The organism is Pseudomonas koreensis, assembly GCF_036668835.1.
Lineage (GTDB): Bacteria > Pseudomonadota > Gammaproteobacteria > Pseudomonadales > Pseudomonadaceae > Aquipseudomonas > Aquipseudomonas koreensis_I.
This window is the reverse complement of record NZ_JAZEVW010000007.1, coordinates 62,090-83,874: the sequence shown is the minus strand read 5'-3', so window position 1 is coordinate 83,874 and position 21,785 is coordinate 62,090. Positions and strand designations below refer to the sequence as shown.

Here is a 21,785-nt window from a genome sequence, read left to right as displayed (position 1 = left end):
AGACACCGCATATCCCCCTCATCGAAACCATCGGTGTGCTCAACCCATCAGGAGTTTCCATGACCCTGCAAATCCCCGAACCGGATCTGAACTACCTGCAAAAAGTCTTGCTGGAAATGCTCGCCATTCCCAGCCCCACCGGCTTCACCGACACCATCGTGCGCTACGTCGCCGAGCGTCTGGAAGAACTCGGCATCCCGTTCGAAATGACCCGGCGCGGAACCATTCGCGCCACGCTCAAGGGCAAGAAGAACAGCCCGGACCGCGCCGTCTCGGCGCACCTCGACACCATTGGTGCCGCGGTCCGCGCGGTCAAGGACAACGGCCGCCTGACCCTCGCCCCGGTTGGCTGCTGGTCGAGCCGCTTCGCCGAAGGCAGCCGCGTCAGCCTGTTTACCGACAGCGGCGTGATTCGCGGCAGTGTCTTGCCGCTGATGGCGTCTGGGCATGCGTTCAACACCCAGGTCGATGAAATGCCGATCAGTTGGGATCACGTCGAGCTGCGCCTTGACGCGTACTGCACGACCAAGGCTGATTGCGAGTCGCTGGGTATCAACGTCGGTGACGTAGTCGCGTTCGATCCGCTGCCGGAGTTCACCGAAAGCGGCCATATCAGCGCCCGTCACCTGGATGACAAGGCCGGTGTCGCGGCGCTGCTTGCCGCCCTCAAGTCCATCATCGACAGCGGCCAGGAATTGATGATCGACTGCCATCCGCTATTCACCATTACCGAAGAAACCGGCAGCGGCGCGGCGGCGGCATTGCCGTGGGACGTCAGTGAGTTCGTCGGCATCGACATCGCCCCGGTCGCGCCTGGCCAGCATTCCAGCGAACATACGGTCAGCGTGGCGATGCAGGATTCCGGCGGGCCGTACGACTACCACTTGTCGCGGCACTTGTTGCGCCTGGCCGGCGAACACGAATTGCCGGTGCGCCGCGACATGTTCCGCTATTACTTCAGTGACGCGCATTCGGCAGTAACGGCCGGGCACGACATCCGCACCGCCCTGCTCGCCTTTGGCTGCGATGCGACTCACGGTTATGAACGTACGCACATCGACAGTCTGGCGGCGTTGAGCCGCTTGCTGGGTGCTTACATTCTGAGCCCGCCGGTGTTCGCCAGCGATGCGGCGCCGGCCAATGCCTCGCTGGACCGCTTCAGTCATCAGATCGAACATGACACGCAGATGGAGAGCGAAACGCGGGTGCCGCCGGTGGACAGCCTGGTGGGGCAGCGCTCCGACAGTTGAGCCTTGGGTGAGCAGATAACCGCCTTCGCGAGCAGGCTCGCTCCCACAGGGAATCGCATTTTACATGTGGGAGCGAGCCTGCTCGCGAAGAGGCCTGCCCCGCCAACACAAAACTGGCAGACCAACCCCAATCGCCGTAGCATCGCACCATTGATTTGACCGAGGTGCCCATGCTGATTCCCCACGACGCGCTTGAAGTCGACACTCTCACCCGCCTGATCGAGGATTTCGTCACTCGCGATGGCACCGACAACGGTGATGACACACCGCTGGAAACCCGCGTTCTGCGCGTACGCCAGGCGCTGACCAAGGGTCAGGCCTTGATCGTGTTCGACCCGGAAAGCGAGCAGTGCCAGTTGATGCTCAAGCACGATGTACCCAAGCATTTGTTCGACTGACGCTCAGCGAACCTTTTGCACGCCTTCCTTGCGCTTGATCCGGTCGTAGACTTCGGAGCGATGCACATGCACGTTTTGCGGGGCTTCGACGCCAAAGCGCACGCTGGAGCCATTGACCGACAGAACGCGCAGGGAAATGTCGTCACCGATTGAAATCAACTCACCAACGACACGGCTGAGTACAAGCATGAGATAGGTCCTTCAGGGTTAGCGAACCCTGAAGATGCGCGGCTTGCGGCGTCGGCACAATGCGCAGCAGGCAAATCAGTTTTGCCTTACAGCCTTGCGCGCTCAGAGCCGTCAGACGTTTCCTGCAAAACAACCTCAAGCCGCTGAAAAACGCGGCCCGAACAGGATCACGCTGGCGCCGATCACGCACAGCGCCACACCGATCCAGTCAGAGCCCAATGGGCGCACTCGCTCGACCACCATCAGCCAGCCAATCGAAGCGACGATGTAGATTCCGCCGTAAGCGGCATACGCGCGCCCGGCGTAGTTGGCTTCAACGCGGGTCAGCAGGAGTGCGAACAGCGTCAGACTCAACAGTGCTGGAATCACCCACAGCGCACTTTTGCCCTGGCGCAGCCACATGAAGAAGGCGAAACAACCGGCGATCTCGAACAGCGCCGCGAGGAAGAACCACAAGTAATTGAGCATCGATGCGTCTCGACAGGGTGACCGTTGCGGCCACCCTAACGACGCCGTGTGCTGCGGGCAAGTTCAGCCGTTGTTCTGTTTGGCCTTGGCGCGCATTTTCTCGGCCATACTGGTCATTTCGTTATAGAGCAACTGCGGGTTCTTCTGCTTGATCGCCCAGGCCATGCGCCCTTGTTCGTGGGGCAGGATCATGAATTCACCGGCGACCACTTGCTGATAGATGTAGTCGGCGATATCCGCGGCGCTGATCGGCGAACTTTCCAGCAATTTGCCTACTTGGGCTTTCATGGCTGGAGTCGGCCCGCGGAATGAATCGAGCAGGTTGGTCTGGAAGAACGACGGGCAAACCACGTGCACACCGACTTCCTGTTGCGCCAGTTCGATCAACAGACTTTCCGAAAGCGCCACCACACCGGCCTTGGCCACGTTGTAGTTGCTCATGGCCGGCCCCTGCATCAGCGCCGCCATGGAGGCGATGTTGATGATCTTGCCTTTGCTCTGTTCGAGCAGCGGCAGGAACGCCTTGCAGCCCTTGACTACGCCCATCAGGTTGATCGCGATCTGCCAGTCCCAGTCTTCCAGCGACAACTCGCTGAAGAAACCGCCCGAGGCCACGCCGGCGTTATTGACGATGATGTCGATGCCGCCGAGTTTCTCTTCACACGCTTGGGCGAATGCCGTGAGCTGGCTGTAATCGCGCACATCGCAGCGCTGGATAAAGCCGTCACCGCCGGCCTCGCGGACCAGCTTCAGGGTTTCTTGAAGGCCCGGTTCGCTGACGTCGGACAACGCCAGTTGCCAGCCCTCACGCGCCCAGCGCAGCGCGATTTCGCGACCCAGCCCCGAGCCCGCGCCAGTGATCATCATGCGATTTTGCATAGCAGACAGCCTTGTTGTTCCGGGAAAGATGCGCCGAGTGTAGCGAACGTTCGGCCACCACCCACGCTCCATCAGATTGCTGAATGGTGAGTGCAAACCGGGGCGCGTTGGATTCAAAGAGGCCGAGTAAGTTCTGAACTAGCCGAACGAAAAAAAGAAATAACGCTGCAACCCAAATACATTAAAAAAACATTGAATTTTTTCTCATGGAGGCAAGTCGGAACTTGTAAGCAGCCTGGAATTACTTGGTATCCAGTCGCCCTCGAACATCAAGACTTCTCGACATTACCAACAAGGAAATAGACATGGGCACAATTCTTATCATCATCCTGATCCTGTTGCTGATCGGTGGTCTGCCGGTCTTCCCGCACTCCAGAAGTTGGGGTTATGGTCCGTCGGGCATCATCGGTGTCGTACTGGTCGTGCTGTTGGTGTTGTTGTTACTCGGCAAGATATGACGATTTGAAGCTGTAAAAAAAAGAGGCCCTGTTCAGGGCCTCTTTTTTATTGCGCGTTTTTCAACAGCAATCAGTCCGGCTTGCCGTGAATCACACCGGCGGTGTTATCCAGCAGGCTCTTGGTCGCGGTTTGCAGGAACGCTTCGAGCTTGAGTTTCAGTTCGGCAGTACGCGGTGCATTCGGCACCACTTCGGCGTGCGGATTGGCACCGAGCTGGTATTGCCAGATTTTCGGCCCCATGTCTTTGTCGCGCGGCAACACCAGAATCTGGTCGGCGGTGACAATCGCCGTGGTCTGCTCGCTGCCCGATGGCTTGATCACACCGAAACCGGTATCGCCCTGTGGCAGATTGAGCAGGTCGCGGCCCCAGCACTGGTGCCGCACTTCGCCACCGAGACGGCCCATGATGGTCGGCACGATGTCGATCTGCGTACCGACGGTATGGTCACGCGTGCCGAACTTCTGCTGAATGCCCGGTGCAATCATCAGCATCGGCACGTTGAAGCGGCCCAGGTCCATTTCGGTGATCTGGCGCTCGTTGCCGAAGCCGTGGTCACCAACGACGACAAACAGGGTTTCGTTGAAGTACTTCTCCTTGCGCGCCTTCTCGAAGAACTGGCCCAGCGCCCAGTCGGAGTAGCGCATGGCGGTCAGGTGTTCATTGAGGCTGCCACGGTCAGTCACGCGCTCGACCGGCAATGGCGTCGGCAAGGCGTATGGCGTGTGGTTGGACAGGGTTTGCAGCAGCGCGTAGAACGGCTTGCCGTTTTCCCGCGCCTTCAGTTCCTGCAGACCACGGTCGAACATGTCCTGGTCGGACACGCCCCACGTCGGGTCGGAGAACACCGGGTTGACGAAGTCGTTGCGGCCGACGAAGTTGGTCATGCCCTGGTTGCTGAAGAAGCCCGACTGGTTGTCCCACGCGAAGTCGCCGTTGTAGACATACACATCGTCGTAGTCACGCGCGCTGAGCAACTGCGGCAGGCCGGACAACTTGTGGCTGCCTTCCGGGGTCTGCATCAGGTATTCGAAACCCGGCAGATTGGGGAAGCAGGCCATGGTCGCGAACATGCCCTGGTGGGTGTGCGTGCCGTTGGAGAAGAAGCGGTCGAACAGCAGGCCTTCCTTCGACAGCTTGTCCAGATAAGGCGTGATATTGCCCGGCGCGCCCAGCGCACCGACCGAGTGACCGGCCATGCTTTCCATCAGGATCACAACGACGTTCTTGATCGGCAGGGTCTTGTCGGCCGGCGGCATGTAGTCACGGCGCACCGCCGCGATGTCGGCGTCGACCAGTTTGTCGTCCGGCATCAGCAGCATGTCGCGCACCACTTTTTGCGCCTGTTCCTGCGGCAACGTGGCTTTCCAGATATTGTCGCGGTCCTCGCCCATGCGCGCCTTGGCCGCAGCGATCAGCGACAGCGTGCCATTGAGGCCGAGCTGGTTGGCGAAGTTGGAATCGGTGGTGTACACGTCGCCCCAACGCATGGGCGGGCCCTGACGCAAGGTGCCGCGCGCAGCGACTACGCAGATCAGCAGGCAGACCACGAAGACCGCCAGACGGGTGTACCACGGCGCCACCTGACGCGAGCTGACACTGCCGCCGCTGAACGGCCCGCGCGGGCGGGTGGCGCGGTCGGCGCCTTTGAACGCGAGGGTCAGAATGACCGTACCGATGACCCACGCCAGCAGATAGCGAACCACCGGGAAACCGTACCAGAGCATGCTCATCACGGTTTTCGGGTCTTCCTTCACGTACTGGAACACCAGACCGTTAAGGCGCTGGTGAAACTCGCGGTAGAAGTCCATCTCCATCAGGCCGAGGAACAGCGCAATGCTCGACGCAATAGTCAGCCACAGGCGGAAAAAACCGCGCGCAGCCATGGCCCGGGCACTGAACAGCGCCAGTACCAGCGGAATGCACAGGTAGACCACCAGGCGCAGGTCGAAACGCAGGCCGTTGACGAACGCTTCAAGGAAGGTCGAGACCGGGGTGTCGAGGATCATCTCGCGGTTGTAGACCAGCAGCGCGAGGCGCAGCACGGAAAACATCACCATCATGACCAGCGCACAAAGCAGCGTGTAGGCCAGATGCGATTTGACGGTCGGTTGCAGCAGGCGACTGGAAGATCGCTGCTGATTCAGGGCGTCCGGGTTTGCCATGTCGTTTTAGGACCCATTGGAAGGTTGAAGTTGCAGAGAATGAAGCGGCGCCAAGCCCTCTATTGGTCATTCCAGACCCCGGGGCGTGCGCGGTGGGCAAATGTTGCACGATCACCCGCACCATTGCCATTGATTACTGCCGCGCCGCCAGATGCTTTCATTCAGAGCCCTGACAGCGAGGCAACGGCGCGGGCGAATTGTCGGGAACACTTTGTGAAAATTTCGTCCAACGCATATCTGGAAACACAATAAAGCCGGAAACGAAACGCCCCGAATCAATCGGGGCGTTTATTTCAAAGTTGCGCGGATTATTTCTCGGCGCGTTGTTTCAAGGCTTTCAGGGTATTGAATGGGGCGTCGACAACGAACTTGTTGGCAACCATGGCCGGCACGCTGCCGCCTGGTTCGGTGTGCACTTGATAAGTCACTTCGACCTGATCGCCCTTGGGTACGAACTTCCAGAAACCTTTGACCTGCTGCACCCGCACAAAACCTTTTTCTTCGGGAAGATAAGTCGGCACACCTTCGAGATTGCGGGTCAGGCTGCCATCGGCGCCTTCGACGGTGGTGATGCGCAACACCGAATCACGCGGAGTGACCGGCCACGGCGTATTGAACTGGGTGTAGGTCCAGCTCTGGTCGCCTTCGTGCTTAAGCAGTTTCTGGCTTTTGCATTCGTGAATCCAGGCGCAGGCACCGGCGACGTCTTCCTGCAGCGCGCGCAATTTGGCGATGGTGGTCTTCATCAGCGCGACGCCCTGATAGGACTTGTAGTCCGAGCCGGGTATCTCGCTCAGCGAGACCTTGATGCCGTCCTCGTTCTTGGCGACCTTCCAGTCTTCAGCCTGAGCAACCGAGGTGGCCAGCACAGCGGTCAAACCACACAACACAGCGATACGATGCAGCGAACCCATAGTCTTTTCCTTATTGTTGAAGTTCCGTTGCCTTGACACATCACGCCGCGGTCATCTGCTCCCACCAACCGATCAGCCTGATCGCTTCTTCGGCGCTGCTGCCACAGACCTCGACGTCGGCAGCGAAGCCTGAGCACACGGGCGGACGCTCCGGGCGGCCGAAAATGTTGCACAGGTTATCGACCGACAGCTGCACGCAACGTTCGCCGGCAGGTTTGCCATCGGGCATGCCGGGAATCGGCGAACTGATGGAAGGGGCAATGCAGCAAGCGCCACAGCCTTCACGGCATTTCATGACCAACAGATCCTCGCAACGGGCGATGTGTAAAGAGACGGGAAACAGAGTAACCGCTAAAACGGCTGTTTCAAATTGTCTGCGGCGGGTTTTCAGCGATAAATGAAAGTGACTGAGCAGTCTCCGACAAAGCGTCTGTTCTGTGGGTTACAGGCAGGTGTCATTTACTGTTTGAATTCGAAATCCAGCGCCGCGCCTTCAACTTCGCGGCGTTCGTCATTGCGCAGTTGCAACTGCATTTCGTTGCTGAGCAAGCGACCGTTGAGTTGGAAGCCGCTGTCCTTTTCGCCAAACATCTGCGGCAGAATCGCCTCGCGCTTGGGCAACTCTACGGTGCCCTTGGGCTTCAACTCTTCAACCATGTCCTTGGGCAGGCTTAGATCAAGCTTCGCCTTCGGCAATCGGGTTTTTGCGACTTCGCTGGCAGGTTTCGATTTCGAGGCTACCGGGCGGCGCTTTTTCACAGTGGCGGCTTTTTTCGACTGCGCTTTCTTGACCGGCGCTGCAGTTTTCGCGGTTTTCTTGCTCGCACTGGTTGCAGCCGGTTTTTCCTGGGTGGCAGCCGCCATGACACTCGGCGCCTGACCGATCATCAACAAACCCAGCAAAACCCACGCGGCAGGAACAATCGCTTTCATGGACCCAACGAACTGAGGCAGAGGGCCACATGCTCGCTTTTTGCGCGCGACAAGACAAGCCTGACCTGCCGCTCGTTCAGAATCCGCCAGCGGTTTCCTGGCACAGTTGCGTCGCCAACAGCCCCAGCGTCATCAACGCCCGTTCTGCCTCGCGGTTCCACGGAATGCCGCAGTTCAGGCGGATACAGTGGTTGAATTGCTCGGTATTACTGAAGATCAGCCCCGGCGCAATGCTGATGCCCTGCTGCAACGCGCGAACATGCAATTCCTGCGTATTGACCCGTCCCGGCAAGCTCACCCAAAGAATGAAACCGCCCGTGGGCCGGGTCATTTGTGTGCCTTCGGGGAAGTGCTGCTGCACCGCCAACTGGAAGGCGCTGAGGTTTTTCCGATATTCCTGGCGGATGTACCGTAAATGCCGGTCATAGCCGCCGTTTTCCAGATAAGCGGCAATCGCCATCTGCGTGACACTGCAGGCCGAATGCGTGCTGAAAGTCTGCAAGCGCTGGATTTCCTGCTGATACTTGCCAGCGATCATCCAGCCGATCCGCACACCCGGCGACAGGGTCTTGGAAAAGCTCGAACAGTAGATAACCCGATCCAGGCGGTCATAGGCCTTGAGCGCTTTGGTCTTGCCCTGCTCGAACATCAGCTCGCCGTAGATATCGTCCTCAACGATCTGGATATCGAAATCCGAGGCCAGCCGCAGCAGTTGTTTCTGCCGCTCCTCGGGCATGGTCCCGCCCAGCGGATTGCTCAGGCGCGTAGTCAGCACCAACGCCTTGATCGACCACTGGTTGGCCGCCAGTTGCAGCGCTTCCAGGCTCATACCAGTAGCGGGATCGCTAGGTATTTCGATGACTTTGAGACCGAGCAGATCGGCCAATTGCAGCAGGCCGTAATAGGTCGGAGATTCAGCAGCGATCAGATCCCCCGGCCGGGTCAACACCCGCAATGACATTTGCAGGGCATCGACACAACCGTGAGTAATCACCACTTCAGACGGATCGACCACCACCCCAGCGTCGCGCATGCGAATCGCCACCTGCCGGCGCAACGGTTCAAAACCGGGGCTGAACATGTAACTGAAAGCGCGCGGACTATGGAAACGGGTGACCTTGGCCAATTGCTGGTGCAACGCGCGCACCGGCAAGTAGTCGACACTCGGCACCGCCGCGCCGAGCGGAAACACGCCTTCACGACGCGACTCCACCAAAACCTGCTGAATGATACTGCTGCGCGTCACCAGCCCCGGCCGCTCAACCCGCGCAATGTCCGGAGTCGGCGCCGTCAGCGCTGGCGTCTGGTGCACGTAATAACCCGACTGCGGCCGCGCCCGGATCAAGCCCTGATCCTCAAGATTGGCGTAAGCCTGCAACACCGTCGCATGGCTGACATTGAGCTGCGAACTCATCTTTCGCACCGAAGGCACCCGCTCCCCCGGCTGATAAACGCCACGCCGAATATCCTCGGCCAGCTGCTGAGCAATACGTTGGTAGAGCAAGAGATTGGTCATGACGCAGCACTCGATTTCACGGGCGATTTTATTCTTGTGCGAAACAATACCGGAACAGTTTAGAAGTGTACTGGGACAGTTGTCACTTTAGTCGACGATACAGTGCGGTGTCTGCGAGGACTGTACTGTTTTTTGAGAAGTGGTCGATTTATTTTGGGGCAAGATCAAAAGCGCTCTCACCCTAGCCCTCTCCCGGAGGGAGAGGGGACTGACCGGGGTGGATGAAAGAGATACGCCAACCCGAAATACCGAGTCGTACTCAGATTTTGAACAGCCCACAAATAGGCGCCCTCTCCCTCCGGGAGAGGGCTGGGGTGAGGGCCAGCCCCACCACAATTCCCAAGCCAACCACCCGCTTCTAACCACTCAACAATGAGCGCCAGCTCGAGTGCTTTTGATCTTGCCTGGCCAGCGACATCGGAAGGCTGAGCGCAGGGATTGATCCGGGCGTGGGAGCGCAGCGACCGTCTGGCGCAGCCAGACACAGCGGACGTAGGTGCAGCGCAGCAAACCGTAGCCGCTGCGCCCGGATCGATCCCGGAGCGAAGGGACCCGAGCCTGCGAGGGCCGAACGCAGGAGCAAGCCTTTTCGGTTACCTTTTCGGCGTCTGGAAAAGGTGACTCGCCGTAAGGGCGAAACCTCCATCAGCACCACCCGCATCAACGGATATACACGCCAAACCAACCAGAGCCTGGTCGGCCCAGAGGCCGCCAAGGCCAACCTAGCGAGCCGCCCCGAGCTGCCCCTTTTCATCAGAAAAAACAATCTCAACCCGACGATTCTGCGCACGCCCACGCTCGGAAGCATTGGCGTCCACAGGGTACTCATCCCCATACCCCTCAACCTGAATCCGCTTGTCATCAATGCCCAGGTCAATCAACACATCCGCCACCGACTGCGCACGGTCGCGCGACAGTTTGAGATTCTCCTGCTTGCCCCCGGTACTGTCGGTATAACCCTCGATCCGCACCACCCGCTTGGGATTCAACTGCAGAAACTGCACAATCTTCAGCACCACCCGATTGGCCGAATTCTTCAGCTCCGCCTCACCGGTATCGAACAGCACATCGCCCAAGGTCATCACCAGACCCCGATCAGTCTGCGTAGTCGCCAACGCAACGATCTGCTCCTCAAGCCACTTGCCCTGCTGCTGCACACTCAACAGCTTCGATTCGCGCAAGGCCAGTTGCAGACGCTGACGCTCCAGCTCCAGCTTGGCTGCGCGCTCTTCGTTGAGCACCTGATTGGTATGCTCACGAGCAATTTCGCTGTAACGCTGGCTCAGATAAGCGTAATGCACCACGTCCGAACCGCTGCCCCAATAGGTCGACAAACGATCGGCACGGGCCAAAGACTCACCGGCCCGAATCACGTCTTTGGGCGCGATACGCAACACGTTCGAATCTTCCTTGACCTTCTGGAAGTCGCCGCCAGCCTGCTGCAAAGCCTCTTCGCTGTGCTGCCCGGCGCAGCCTGCAAGGCTGGCGCAGCCGACGAGGATCAGACTGCCGAGGATTTTCGCTGACAGGTTCATTGGGCATTCCCCAGTTGCTTGCGCAGTCGGGTGATGCGGGTGTTCAGTACATTCAATTGCTCTTCACTTTTCTGGGTCAGCACCTTGGCTTCGGCCAGTCGGGCGTCCAGTTCAGCCTGCTCGGCGCGCATCCGCGCGTTGCGGTAAGACTGGTCGGCCATGTTGCCTCTGGCGCGGGTGTACTTGGTTTCTGCCAGTTTCATTTCCGGCACTTCGTCGGCCGTGGCGCCAACGGCCTTGGCCTGAGTGATGGCCTGCTCGGTCAGACGCATTTGTTCGATGGGTGCCGGATCAGTCGCGCAACCGGCCAGAGCCAGAACGGCCACGGCCGCGAAAAGAGGTCGAATACTCACTAAGAATCCCTACTGTTTGGGGGCACTGACGGGTTGTGGCGGCTGTTGCTGCTGCGCCTTCCAGCGCTCGATATTGCGTTGCAGTGCAGCTTCCGTCAGTCCGGACGCGGGCAATTCTGTCATCTTTTTGGCTAGCTGTCCGCGCAACCACGGATCGTTACATGCCGAGTTATGGGAAACCGCGAGAAACAGACCAGGGCGATCGATGGGCTGCTCGAATGCCAGCAGATCATTGGTCATGCCCAGCGCCTGGGCGGCCGCCATGCCTGAATAACGGCCGGCGAGTACATATTCCACTTCCCCCAGAAGCAGTTTCTGCAGGGCCTGGGTGAGGTTGGCTGTCTTGGTCAAGGTCAGATTCTGCTCGGCAAAAATGCCGAATGCCTGGGTCATCCGCGACTTTTCCGACAGCGCGCCGGCATGCCCGTGCAGGTCTTTGGCTTCGCCGTAAATCAGAGTCGAGCCTTTGCGCGTCCAGACCAGATAGTCGTTTTCCAGCAGCGGTGGATGAATGTAATCGAGGCTTTCCAGCTCATTGAGGGTCAGTGGCGCGTCAGCCAGCATGTCCATACGCCCGCTGCGCACCTCGTCGAGGGCTTGCGCACGCTTGCCGGCATAGAGCAGCTCGATTTTGATGCCGAGGTCTTTGCCGACTTGCTGCAACAGGTCGGCACTGGCTCCGATCAAGCGTTTCGGGTTTTGGGGGTCCTGCCACAGGTACGGAGGCGCATCCGGGCTGCCGGTGACGACGAGGCGCTCGCACTTGCCAGCCGCTGACGCCCCCAGAGGCAACAGAGCCAGACCCAACAACCATCCGCAACGCAGATCCATGGCAACACGCTCCCACTTAAATCCGAAACAAAAAAAAACCCGACCAAACGGTCGGGCTCTTTATAAGTGAAGCGGCTGGATTAGACCAGCTTCTCCAGCTCGGGTACGGCTTCGAACAGGTCAGCCACGAGGCCGTAATCGGCCACCTGGAAGATCGGCGCCTCTTCGTCTTTGTTGATCGCAACGATCACTTTGGAGTCTTTCATGCCGGCCAGGTGCTGGATCGCGCCGGAGATACCGACGGCGATGTACAGCTGTGGTGCAACGATCTTGCCGGTCTGACCGACTTGCATGTCGTTCGGTACGAAACCTGCGTCGACCGCGGCGCGCGAAGCACCAACGGCAGCGCCGAGCTTGTCGGCCAGAGCGTACAGGTGTTTGAAGTTGTCGCCGTTCTGCATGCCGCGGCCGCCGGAGACGACGATCTTGGCAGCGGTCAGCTCAGGACGGTCGGACTTGGCCAGCTCTTCGCCAACGAAGCTCGAAGTGCCTGCGTCGTGTGCAGCACCAACGGCTTCAACGGCAGCCGAACCACCTTCAGCGGCAACCGGGTCGAAACCGGTGGCACGCACGGTGATCACTTTGATCGCAGCGGTCGACTGGACGGTAGCGATGGCATTACCGGCGTAGATCGGACGCTTGAAGGTGTCAGCGCTTTCCACCGAGATGATCTCGGAGATCTGGTCAACGTCCAGCTGCGCAGCAACGCGCGGCAGGATGTTTTTGCCGTTGGAAGTGGCGGCGGCCAGGATGTGGCTGTAGCCAGTGCCCCCGCCTTCATGGGCAAGAGCTGCAACCAGCGGAGCAACGTTTTCCGGCAGCTGATGCGCGTAAGCGGCATTGTCAGCATTCAGGACTTTGCTCACACCGGCGATTTTCGCAGCGGCTTCGGCCACCGGGCCTGCGCCCTGACCGGCTACCAGAACGTGGATGTCGCCGCCGATTTTGGCAGCGGCAGCCACGGTGTTCAGCGTGGCCGGAGCCAGCACTTTGTTGTCGTGTTCGGCGATTACCAAGATAGTCATGATTAGATTACCTTCGCTTCGTTTTTCAGTTTCTCGACCAGTTCAGCCACCGACTTGACCTTGATACCCGCGCTGCGTGCAGCCGGCGCTTCGACTTTCAGGGTCTTGTTGGTGGAGGCGGTGGAAACGCCCAAAGCGTCCGGAGTCAGCGTCTCGAGAGGCTTCTTCTTGGCTTTCATGATGTTTGGCAGGGACGCGTAGCGCGGCTCGTTCAAACGCAGGTCGGTGGTGACGATGGCCGGCAGTTTCAGCGAAACAGTCTGCGCGCCGCCGTCGATTTCGCGGGTCACGGCAACCGTGTCGCCGGAGACTTCGACTTTCGAGGCAAACGTGCCCTGACCGTAGCCGCTCAGTGCAGCGAGCATCTGGCCGGTCTGGTTGTTGTCGCTGTCGATCGCCTGCTTGCCGAGGATCACCAGCTGCGGCTGTTCCTTGTCGACCACGGCCTTGAGCAGCTTGGCCACGGCGAGGGAAGTCAGATCTTCAGCGGATTCGACGAGGATGGCACGGTCGGCACCCAGAGCCAGTGCGGTACGCAGCTGTTCCTGAGCGGTGGTCGGGCCGATGGAGACGACGACGATTTCAGTCGCAACACCCTTCTCTTTCAGGCGTACGGCTTCTTCCACTGCGATTTCGCAGAACGGGTTCATCGACATCTTGACGTTGGCGAGATCGACGCCGGAATTGTCCGCCTTGACGCGAACCTTGACGTTGTAATCCACAACGCGTTTGACAGCTACAAGAACCTTCATGGATTCCTCGTTACTCTCCGGTGAAAAGAAAGTCGCCTAGGCGAACCTGGCGGTTGATGTTCATCAGGCTAAAGGGCACCTCTAAAAACGCCGACAAGGGTGCAAGGTGATGTGAATGTCGCTGACCGTTCGTCAGCGGTGACTGACGAGTCGTGGATTTTCACACCGAGCGAACACCGCACGAAAACCGCGCTGCGCTCAACCTTTTACTGCCTGTGCCCTGTCTTTAGAGGTGCTCCTGAAAGCGCCAGTCCGCTTACGACCAGCGCAAAACCGCCCGTATCTTGACCGGAACGCCTATTCCGGTCAATACAGCAAAATGACCACTCATAAGCCGCGCTTCTTTGATTTCTCTGGGCTGGAGGCGATTCAAACAAACGTTTGTATTGGACGCTGAGAGTGGTGTAGATATAATGCGCCGCCTAGAGAGAAAGGTGGGTTTTCCGCTATTCCCCTTGACGTTAACGTAAAGGCTGGCGGGATGCGACATCAAACCTCCAAATCAGAAAAAAAACTGTTGAGCCTTGAGTAGGAGATAGCCTGTGGAACGCGAATACATGGAATTCGACGTGGTCATCGTCGGTGCCGGCCCCGCGGGTCTGTCCGCCGCCTGCCGTCTGAAGCAGAAGGCCGCTGATGCCGGTAAGGAAATCAGCGTCTGCGTGGTCGAAAAAGGCTCCGAAGTCGGCGCACACATCCTCTCCGGTGCGGTGTTCGAGCCCCGCGCGTTGAACGAACTGTTCCCGGACTGGAAAGAACTCGGCGCCCCGCTGAACACGCCGGTGGCCCGCGATGACATTTTCGTGCTGAAAAACGCCGAAAGCGCGCAGAAAATTCCCGACTTCTTTGTGCCCAAGACCATGCACAACGAAGGCAACTACATCATTTCCCTCGGCAACCTGTGCCGCTGGCTGGCCCAGCAGGCTGAAAACCTCGGCGTAGAAATCTACCCCGGCTTCGCCGCTCAGGAAGCGCTGATCGACGAGCAAGGCGTGGTCCGCGGGATCATCACCGGTGATCTGGGCGTCGACCGCGAAGGCCAGCCGAAAGAAGGCCTGTACACCCCGGGCATGGAACTGCGTGGCAAATACACGCTGTTCGCCGAAGGCTGCCGTGGCCACATCGGCAAGCAACTGATCAAACGCTATAACCTCGACAGCGAAGCCGACACGCAGCACTACGGCATCGGCCTGAAGGAAATCTGGGAAATCGACCCGGCCAAACACCAGCCAGGCCTGGTGGTGCACACCGCCGGCTGGCCGCTGGACATCATGGGCACCGAGAACACCGGCGGCTCGTTCCTCTATCACCTGGAAAACAATCAGGTGGTGGTCGGTCTGATTGTCGATCTTTCCTACAGCAACACCTTCCTGTCGCCGTTCGACGAATTCCAGCGCCTCAAGCATCACCCGGTACTGGCGCAGTACCTAGAAGGCGGCAAGCGCATCAGCTACGGCGCCCGCGCCATCGCCAAGGGCGGCCTGAACTCGCTGCCGAAAATGGTCTTCAAGGGCGGCGCGCTGATCGGTTGCGACCTCGGCACCCTGAACTTCGCCAAGATCAAAGGCAGCCACACGGCGATGAAGTCCGGCATGCTCGCCGCCGAAGCGGTGGCTGACGCGCTGTTTGCGGAAAAGGACGGCACTGAAGAGCTGACCACTTATGTCGATGCCTTCAAGAACAGCTGGCTCTACGAAGAATTGTTCGCCAGCCGTAACTTCGGCGCGGCGATTCACAAATACGGCGCGATCATCGGCGGTGGTTTCAACTGGCTGGACCAGAACATCTTCGGCGGCAAACTGCCGTTCACCCTGCGTGACACCAAGCCGGATTACGCCTGCCTCAAGCTCGCGGCCGACTGCAAGAAAATCGATTACCCGAAACCCGACGGCAAACTCAGCTTCGACAAACTAAGCTCGGTGTTCATCTCTGGTACCAACCACGAAGAAGAGCAGCCGTGCCACCTGAAGCTGACCGACCCGAGCATCCCGATCAGCAAGAATCTGCCGCTGTACGACGAACCGGCGCAGCGCTACTGCCCGGCCGGCGTATACGAAGTGGTGACCAAGGAAGACGGCGAGAAGCGCTTCCAGATCAACGCCCAGAACTGCGTGCACTGCAAGACCTGTGACATCAAGGACCCTGCGCAGAACATCACCTGGGTGGCGCCGGAAGGCGCCGGCGGCCCGACTTATCCGAACATGTAAGTCGTAGCGCTGAGCAACAAGGCTCCCTGAACGGGGGCCTTTTTGTTGCGCGCAATTTATTCAATGAAGATGCCCATGTGGGAGCGAGCCTGCTCGCGAAAGCGGTGTGTCATATGACGATGATGTCGATTGATCCAGCGCCTTCGCGAGCAGGCTCGCTCCCACAAAGGCGAATCCAGTCAACTCAGGCAGCCCGCTCATCCCCCGGACTACGCTCGAAGTAACGCTTGTACTCACGACTGAACTGCGACGTGCTCTGATACCCCACCCGATGCGCCACCTGCGCCACGCCCAGCCCTTCGGCCACCAGCAATGTCTGCGCCTTCAACAAGCGTAAACGCTTCAGATACTGCACCGGCGACAACAATGTGCTGCGTTTGAAGTGCTCATGAAAGGTCGACACGCTCATGTTCGCGCAACTGGCCAGGGTCTCGACGTTCAGCGGCTCGGTGTAATGCGCATGCAGATGACTGATCGAGGCCGCCACTCGCGCAAACTGCCCCTGCTGTTCGACCAATGCCCGCAGCACATCCGCCTGCGGCCCACGCAAGGCGACGAACAACAACTCACGCACCCGCGCCGGGCCGAGAATCTGGCATTCCAGCGGATCGTGCAAACAACCGAGCAAGCGCTCGACGCAACCGCGCATGCCATCGTCAAGCACCACCGAGGTCATCGACTCCGGCGTCTGCGCCGGAATGTGCCGCCCTGTCGCCAAGCCCATCGCCAGCACCAGTTCACCGAGCAGCACCCGATCGATCGCCACCGAGACGCCAAGGAGAGGCGCATCCGGCAAGGCAAACGTCTCGCACTCGAACGGCACCGGCAACGCCTGGATCAGGTAATGCCCGGCACCATATTCCATGGTCCGCGGTCCGAGAAACGCCAGTTTGCTGCCTTGGGCGATGATCATCAGGCTCGGCTCATAAATGTGCGGGCCACGGGCGACGTCGCAACTGGCGCGCAATATTTGTACGCCGGGCAAGCCGGTCTGGCTGTAACCATCGCGCAGCGCCAGCGGTTCGATCAGCGAAACCAGCCGCGCGTTGGCATCAAGATGACGGGTCAGTTGCATCGAATCGTTCTTCACAAAAAAACACGCAATAAGGGATGAAAGCATCATCGCAGATCCGTTTGCCAATGCGACCGTCCCAACCCGCATGCCGGAGAATTAGGCATGAGACCCGGAGAATTCGTCATGGCCGCACAAGCATTCGGCGCCCAGAATTCGCCGCCTCACTTGTTCCTGTTTCTGCGAGGTTTGCCATGTATACCGCGATCGGTTATGCCGCCCAATCAGCCACCACTCCCCTCGCCCCGATGAAATTCGAACGCCGCAGCCCACGCGCTGACGACGTTGCCATCGAAATTCTGTATTGCGGCGTCTGCCACTCCGACATCCACCAGGCACGCAACGAATGGGGCATCGCGGTTTACCCGTTGATGCCCGGCCACGAGATCGTCGGAAAAGTCACCGCGATCGGTGCGAATGTCACACGGCACAAAGTCGGCGATCTGGTCGGCGTCGGCTGCATGGTCGACTCGTGCCGTACCTGCGAAGCCTGCCAGTCGAACCTCGAACAATATTGCCTCGAAGGCCCGACCATGACTTACGCCACCCCGGACCGGGTCGATGGCAGCAACACCATGGGCGGTTATTCCGACAGCATCGTGGTCAGCGAGCACTTCGTCGTGCGCATTCCGGAAAAACTGGCCCTGGCCAGCGCCGCGCCGATTCTCTGCGCCGGCATCACCACCTACTCGCCACTCAAGCACTATGGCGTGAAGGCCGGCGACAAGGTCGGGATTCTCGGCATGGGCGGCCTCGGCCACATGGGCATCAAGTTTGCCAAGGCCATGGGCGCTGAAGTGACGCTGTTCACCCGTTCGGCGAGCAAGGCCGAGGAAGGCCGTCGTCAGGGCGCCGATCACGTGATCGTGTCCACCGACGTCGAGCAAATGAAAGCCGCAGCCGGTTACTTCGATTTCCTGCTCGACACCATTCCGGTGCAGCACGACCTCAACCCGTACCTCGACACCCTGCGCTTTGACGGCGTGCACATTCTGGTCGGCCTGATCGAGCCAATCGATCCGCCTGTGCATGCGGCCAAACTGGTGCTGGGGCGTCGGGTATTAGCCGGTTCGTTGATCGGTGGCGTTGCGGAAACCCAGGAAGTGCTGGATTTCTGCGCCGAACACAACATCACCTGCGACATCGAAATGCTCGACATCCGCCAGATCAACGAGGCTTACGCGCGGATGATTGCCGGTGACGTGAAATACCGTTTCGTCATCGACATGGCGACGCTCAAGGCTTAAACCTCAAAGGCTTATACCTTCAAGCCAAGCTCCGCCGACAGCCGGGCTGTGACCCCTTTGATCAGGGGAATCAGCTCGGCCATTTTTTCCAGCGGCATATAGGGCACGGTGCTGGCGATGCTGATCGCCGCAACAATGCCCTTGCTCGCATCGCGAATCGGCGCCGCCACACAGCGGATCGACGGTTCGTTGTCCTCCAGATCGAAAGCGTAGCCACCGGCCACGTATTCGCTCATGCGCTGTTCGAGCTGTTCCCACGACTGCTGGGGATGCTGCGGCCAGAACTGACTTTTCCCTCCCGCCGGCAGACTGATGTCGTAGAGCCGCTGCCAATCCTTCGGTGAATCATCGAGCATCAACGCCTTGCCGATGCCGGTACGCGCCAATGGCATGCGATGGCCAACCCGCGAACGCATTTCCGGGCCATTGCGCCCCGGATTTTTCAGCAGGTAAAGCACCTCATCGCCTTCACGAATTCCCAGGTGCACGGTGTCGCCAGTCAGCGACGACAACTCGTCCAGATACGGCCCGGCCAGGGTCACCAGTGGCAGTTCTTCGCGAGCCTGAAAACCTAATTCGATCAGCTTCGGCCCGAGCAGATAACCGATTTGCGGCACCACGCGCAGGTAGCGCTCGTCGACCAGGCAACTGGCCAGACGATGGGTAGTGCTGCGCGTGGTGCCGATCAGCCGGGCGATCTCCTTGAGATCGCGCGCGCCACTGGCCACCGCCTGCACCACACCGAGGCCGCGCAACAGCGTCTGGGTGCCGGTGGGCGCGGCGTCCTTGGTTTTTTCCGGGGCGTCTTCCTGCATATCCAGCCTTTTTTACCGTTGAGCGAGGGAACGGGCGGCATTATGGTCGCCCGACGCAGACCACTACAACTCGATACGTTCGACCTTGCCCACCAGTAGCACGTAAGACAACGCACCGACCAGCGCGAGCACGGCGATGTAGGTGATCGCCGGGGCAAACGAATCGCCGCTGGCGAGGAAGCCGATGACGATCGGCGTGGCAATCGCCGACAGATTGCCGATGAAATTGAACACCCCGCCCGTCAGCCCGAGCAGGCGTGCCGGGGCCAGCGTCGAGACCAGCGACCAGGTGATCGAGGCCAGGCCGTTGCCGAAAAACGCCAGCGCCAGGAACGCGATTACCAACGGTGTCGATTCAACGAAGTTGGCGCCGATGATCGCCGTGGAGATCAGCAACCCGCTGATGATCGGCAGCTTGCGCGCGAACCCTACGGTGTAACCACGGCGGATCAGCCAGTCGGAAAAGAACCCCGAGCACAGCACGCCGACGAACGCGGCGAGAAACGGCAGCGACGCCAGCAGGCCGGACTTGATGAAGTCCATGCCACGGTACTTCACCAGATAGGTCGGGAACCAGGTGAGGAAGAACCACAGCGTCGAGTTCAGGCAGAACTGGCCGAGGTAGATGCCCCACAATTTGCGTTTGCTCAGGACAATGCCCAGATCGGTCCAGCTGAACTTGGCTTTGACTTTGGCCGTTTCCGCCTGGATATCGACCAGCCCGCCGCCCTCACGGATCAGCTCGATTTCTGCTGCGTTGGTGCCTTTGAAATCCCGCGGCTCGCGATACACCGCGTACCAGATCAGCGCCCAGAGAATGCCGACCGCACCGGTCGCAACGAACACCATGTGCCAGCCGAACGCGTGTTGCAGCCACGCCAGCACCGGCGTCAGGAAGGCCAGCCCGACGAACTGCCCGGACGTGTAGAAACCGATCGCCGTGGCGCGTTCGCGCTCGGGAAACCAGGTCGTGACCACGCGGCTGTTGATCGGATACGCCGGCGCTTCCAGCGCACCAACTGCCATGCGCAGCACGAACAGGGCGATGAAACTGCTGACGAAACCGAGCATCACCGTGGCCACCGACCACAGCAGCAGCGCGACGCTGTAGAGAATGCGCGGCGGTACGCGATCGACCAGCCAGCCGCCGGGGATCTGCATGGCGGCGTAGGTCCAGCCGAACGCGGAAAAGATCAGGCCGACGTGCACCGGATCGATGCCCAGTTCGCTGGTCAGCGCCGGTGCGGCAATCGACAGGTTGCTGCGGTCGAGGTAGTTGATGACCACGGTGATGAACAGCAACACCATGATGAAAAATCGCTTGCGGCTGGGCGTTACTAAAGACGCCTGCCCGGTGAGGGTGTGCGATTGCATGAGAGATGCCTCTTCTTATGTTTATTTGAGGTCATGACGCCGATCTCCTCTCCCTGAAGATCAAAAACTGTGGGAGCGACGGTGCGACGATTCGACCTGCTCGCGAAGGCGTCGGGTCAGTCACATAAATGGCGAATGTGACATTGCATTCGCGAGCAGGCTCGCTCCCACAGGGTGACGGCGGTGTGTCAGTGATGACTCACCACTCGGCAAAGCTGCCATCGGCATGGCGCCAGATCGGGTTGCGCCAGCGGTGGCCGACCGCCGCGCGCTCGATCACATATTCTTCGTTGATCTCGATCCCCAGCCCCGGGCCGTTAGGGATCTTCACGAAGCCTTTGTCGTAGTCGAACACGCGTGGGTCCTTCACATAATCGAGCAAGTCGTTGCTCTCGTTGTAATGGATGCCCAGGCTCTGCTCCTGGATAAACGCGTTGTAACAAGCCGCGTCGAGCTGTAAACACGCCGCCAGCGCAATCGGCCCCAGCGGGCAATGCAGCGCCAGCGCCACGTCGTATGCTTCGGCCATGTTGGCGATCTTGCGGGTTTCGGTGATGCCGCCAGCATGGGAAGCGTCCGGCTGAATAATGTCGACGTAGCCTTCGCTCAACACGTGTTTAAAGTCCCAGCGCGAAAACAGCCGCTCGCCGAGGGCAATCGGCGTGCTGGTCAGCGGCGCCAGCTCTTTCAGCGCTTCGTAGTTTTCGCTGAGCACTGGCTCTTCGATAAACATCAGTTTGTACGGGTCGAGTTCCTTCATCAGGACTTTGGCCATCGGCTTGTGCACGCGGCCATGAAAGTCCACGCCGATGCCGACGTTCGGCCCCACCGCGTCACGCACGGCGGCGACGTTGGCCAGGGCCAGATCGACTTTTTCGAAGGTATCGAGGAACTGCAGCTCTTCGGTGCCGTTCATTTTCACCGCGGTGAAACCACGGCTCACCGCCTCTTTCGCCGCACGCGCGGTGTCGGCCGGACGGTCGCCGCCGATCCACGAATACACGCGAATCTTGTCGCGCACCTGGCCACCGAGCAGATCACTGACCGACACGCCGAGCGCCTTGCCCTTGATGTCCCACAACGCCTGATCGATACCGGCCAGCGCGCTCATGTGGATCGCGCCGCCACGGTAGAAGCCGCCGCGATAGAGCACGGTCCAGATGTCTTCGATATTGCGTGGGTCTTTGCCGATCAGGTAGTCGGACAATTCTTCTACGGCAGCGGCAACGGTGTGCGCCCGGCCTTCGACCACGGGTTCGCCCCAACCGGTCACGCCTTCGTCGGTTTCGACCTTGAGGAAGCACCAGCGCGGCGGGACGATGAAGGTCGTGAGTTTGGTGATTTTCATCTCTGCTCTCTTTTGTAAATGCAGCTTTTATTAGATGCAGCGCACGCGGCGCCGGAA

Annotated in this window: 22 protein-coding genes; 5 read left to right on the top strand and 17 right to left on the bottom strand. The window is 59.6% G+C overall.

What is annotated here, in order from left to right; genetic code table 11:
- Positions 1–59 precede the first annotated feature (59 nt).
- Both V6F91_RS19880 and V6F91_RS19875 read left to right on the top strand, forming a co-directional pair.
- Positions 60–1,250, top strand: a complete 1,191-nt coding sequence (locus V6F91_RS19880) for an osmoprotectant NAGGN system M42 family peptidase (RefSeq protein WP_332767402.1) — start codon at positions 60–62, stop codon at positions 1,248–1,250.
- 170 nt (positions 1,251–1,420) lie between these two features.
- Entirely contained in the window at positions 1,421–1,648 is a 228-nt protein-coding gene (locus tag V6F91_RS19875; RefSeq protein ID WP_003172962.1) for a YheU family protein, read from the top strand.
- A 3-nt stretch (positions 1,649–1,651) separates the two neighbouring features.
- Here the strand turns inward: V6F91_RS19875 and csrA are convergent, their stop codons facing one another.
- From csrA to V6F91_RS19860, 3 genes are all read right to left on the bottom strand, one after another.
- On the bottom strand, positions 1,652–1,837 hold the full coding sequence (csrA, locus tag V6F91_RS19870; protein WP_090285114.1) for a carbon storage regulator CsrA: 186 nt from the start codon (positions 1,835–1,837) through the stop codon (positions 1,652–1,654).
- A gap of 135 nt (positions 1,838–1,972) precedes the next feature.
- Entirely contained in the window at positions 1,973–2,305 is a 333-nt protein-coding gene (locus tag V6F91_RS19865) for a YnfA family protein (protein WP_008088571.1), read from the bottom strand.
- A 63-nt stretch (positions 2,306–2,368) separates the two neighbouring features.
- On the bottom strand, positions 2,369–3,184 hold the full coding sequence (locus V6F91_RS19860) for an SDR family oxidoreductase (RefSeq protein ID WP_332767395.1): 816 nt from the start codon (positions 3,182–3,184) through the stop codon (positions 2,369–2,371).
- Between the two features lie 299 nt (positions 3,185–3,483).
- Here V6F91_RS19860 and V6F91_RS19855 point away from each other — a divergent pair, with 299 nt between their 5' ends.
- Positions 3,484–3,642 (top strand): DUF3309 family protein, encoded by a 159-nt coding sequence (locus tag V6F91_RS19855; RefSeq protein WP_172833327.1) that lies wholly within the window; start codon positions 3,484–3,486, stop codon positions 3,640–3,642.
- A gap of 70 nt (positions 3,643–3,712) precedes the next feature.
- Here V6F91_RS19855 and V6F91_RS19850 read toward each other — a convergent pair whose 3' ends face one another.
- The 10 genes from V6F91_RS19850 to V6F91_RS19805 form a co-directional block, all read right to left on the bottom strand.
- Positions 3,713–5,806 (bottom strand): LTA synthase family protein, encoded by a 2,094-nt coding sequence (locus V6F91_RS19850; RefSeq protein ID WP_332767393.1) that lies wholly within the window; start codon positions 5,804–5,806, stop codon positions 3,713–3,715.
- A gap of 308 nt (positions 5,807–6,114) precedes the next feature.
- Positions 6,115–6,720 (bottom strand): START domain-containing protein, encoded by a 606-nt coding sequence (locus tag V6F91_RS19845; protein ID WP_332767391.1) that lies wholly within the window; start codon positions 6,718–6,720, stop codon positions 6,115–6,117.
- A gap of 40 nt (positions 6,721–6,760) precedes the next feature.
- A complete protein-coding gene (locus V6F91_RS19840; RefSeq protein ID WP_332767389.1) occupies positions 6,761–7,015 on the bottom strand; it encodes a YkgJ family cysteine cluster protein in 255 nt (84 codons plus the stop codon).
- Positions 7,016–7,179: 164 nt separating this feature from the next.
- The gene (locus V6F91_RS19835; RefSeq protein WP_332767387.1) at positions 7,180–7,653 is read right to left on the bottom strand and encodes a translation initiation factor 2; all 474 of its coding nucleotides are present in this window, start codon (positions 7,651–7,653) and stop codon (positions 7,180–7,182) included.
- A 76-nt stretch (positions 7,654–7,729) separates the two neighbouring features.
- The gene (locus V6F91_RS19830; RefSeq protein WP_090285127.1) at positions 7,730–9,169 is read right to left on the bottom strand and encodes a PLP-dependent aminotransferase family protein; all 1,440 of its coding nucleotides are present in this window, start codon (positions 9,167–9,169) and stop codon (positions 7,730–7,732) included.
- Positions 9,170–9,891: 722 nt separating this feature from the next.
- Positions 9,892–10,704: an OmpA family protein gene (locus V6F91_RS19825; protein WP_332767383.1), complete on the bottom strand. Its 813-nt coding sequence runs from the start codon at positions 10,702–10,704 to the stop codon at positions 9,892–9,894.
- Complete coding sequence (locus V6F91_RS19820; RefSeq protein WP_090285131.1) at positions 10,701–11,057, bottom strand: DUF4398 domain-containing protein; 357 nt, start codon at positions 11,055–11,057, stop codon at positions 10,701–10,703. The genes V6F91_RS19825 and V6F91_RS19820 overlap by 4 nt, the downstream gene beginning before the upstream one ends.
- Before the next feature lie 9 nt (positions 11,058–11,066).
- Positions 11,067–11,888 carry a substrate-binding periplasmic protein gene (locus V6F91_RS19815; RefSeq protein WP_332767382.1) on the bottom strand — a complete coding sequence of 274 codons (822 nt, stop codon included), beginning with the start codon at positions 11,886–11,888 and terminating at the stop codon, positions 11,067–11,069.
- A gap of 80 nt (positions 11,889–11,968) precedes the next feature.
- On the bottom strand, positions 11,969–12,913 hold the full coding sequence (locus tag V6F91_RS19810) for an electron transfer flavoprotein subunit alpha/FixB family protein (protein WP_332767380.1): 945 nt from the start codon (positions 12,911–12,913) through the stop codon (positions 11,969–11,971).
- A 2-nt stretch (positions 12,914–12,915) separates the two neighbouring features.
- Positions 12,916–13,665 (bottom strand): electron transfer flavoprotein subunit beta/FixA family protein, encoded by a 750-nt coding sequence (locus V6F91_RS19805; RefSeq protein WP_090285137.1) that lies wholly within the window; start codon positions 13,663–13,665, stop codon positions 12,916–12,918.
- A gap of 542 nt (positions 13,666–14,207) precedes the next feature.
- On the opposite strand from V6F91_RS19805, the gene V6F91_RS19800 reads away from it, so the two are divergent.
- The gene (locus V6F91_RS19800) at positions 14,208–15,872 is read left to right on the top strand and encodes an electron transfer flavoprotein-ubiquinone oxidoreductase (protein WP_332767376.1); all 1,665 of its coding nucleotides are present in this window, start codon (positions 14,208–14,210) and stop codon (positions 15,870–15,872) included.
- 184 nt (positions 15,873–16,056) lie between these two features.
- Here the strand turns inward: V6F91_RS19800 and V6F91_RS19795 are convergent, their stop codons facing one another.
- The gene (locus tag V6F91_RS19795) at positions 16,057–16,947 is read right to left on the bottom strand and encodes an AraC family transcriptional regulator (RefSeq protein WP_332767374.1); all 891 of its coding nucleotides are present in this window, start codon (positions 16,945–16,947) and stop codon (positions 16,057–16,059) included.
- A gap of 191 nt (positions 16,948–17,138) precedes the next feature.
- Here V6F91_RS19795 and V6F91_RS19790 point away from each other — a divergent pair, with 191 nt between their 5' ends.
- Positions 17,139–18,191, top strand: a complete 1,053-nt coding sequence (locus V6F91_RS19790; RefSeq protein WP_332767372.1) for an NAD(P)-dependent alcohol dehydrogenase — start codon at positions 17,139–17,141, stop codon at positions 18,189–18,191.
- A gap of 11 nt (positions 18,192–18,202) precedes the next feature.
- Here the strand turns inward: V6F91_RS19790 and V6F91_RS19785 are convergent, their stop codons facing one another.
- From V6F91_RS19785 to dgoD, 3 genes are all read right to left on the bottom strand, one after another.
- Complete coding sequence (locus V6F91_RS19785; protein WP_090285143.1) at positions 18,203–19,006, bottom strand: IclR family transcriptional regulator; 804 nt, start codon at positions 19,004–19,006, stop codon at positions 18,203–18,205.
- Positions 19,007–19,069: 63 nt separating this feature from the next.
- On the bottom strand, positions 19,070–20,380 hold the full coding sequence (locus V6F91_RS19780) for an MFS transporter (RefSeq protein ID WP_332767367.1): 1,311 nt from the start codon (positions 20,378–20,380) through the stop codon (positions 19,070–19,072).
- Positions 20,381–20,579: 199 nt separating this feature from the next.
- The gene (gene dgoD, locus V6F91_RS19775; RefSeq protein WP_332767365.1) at positions 20,580–21,728 is read right to left on the bottom strand and encodes a galactonate dehydratase; all 1,149 of its coding nucleotides are present in this window, start codon (positions 21,726–21,728) and stop codon (positions 20,580–20,582) included.
- Positions 21,729–21,785: the final 57 nt, after the last annotated feature.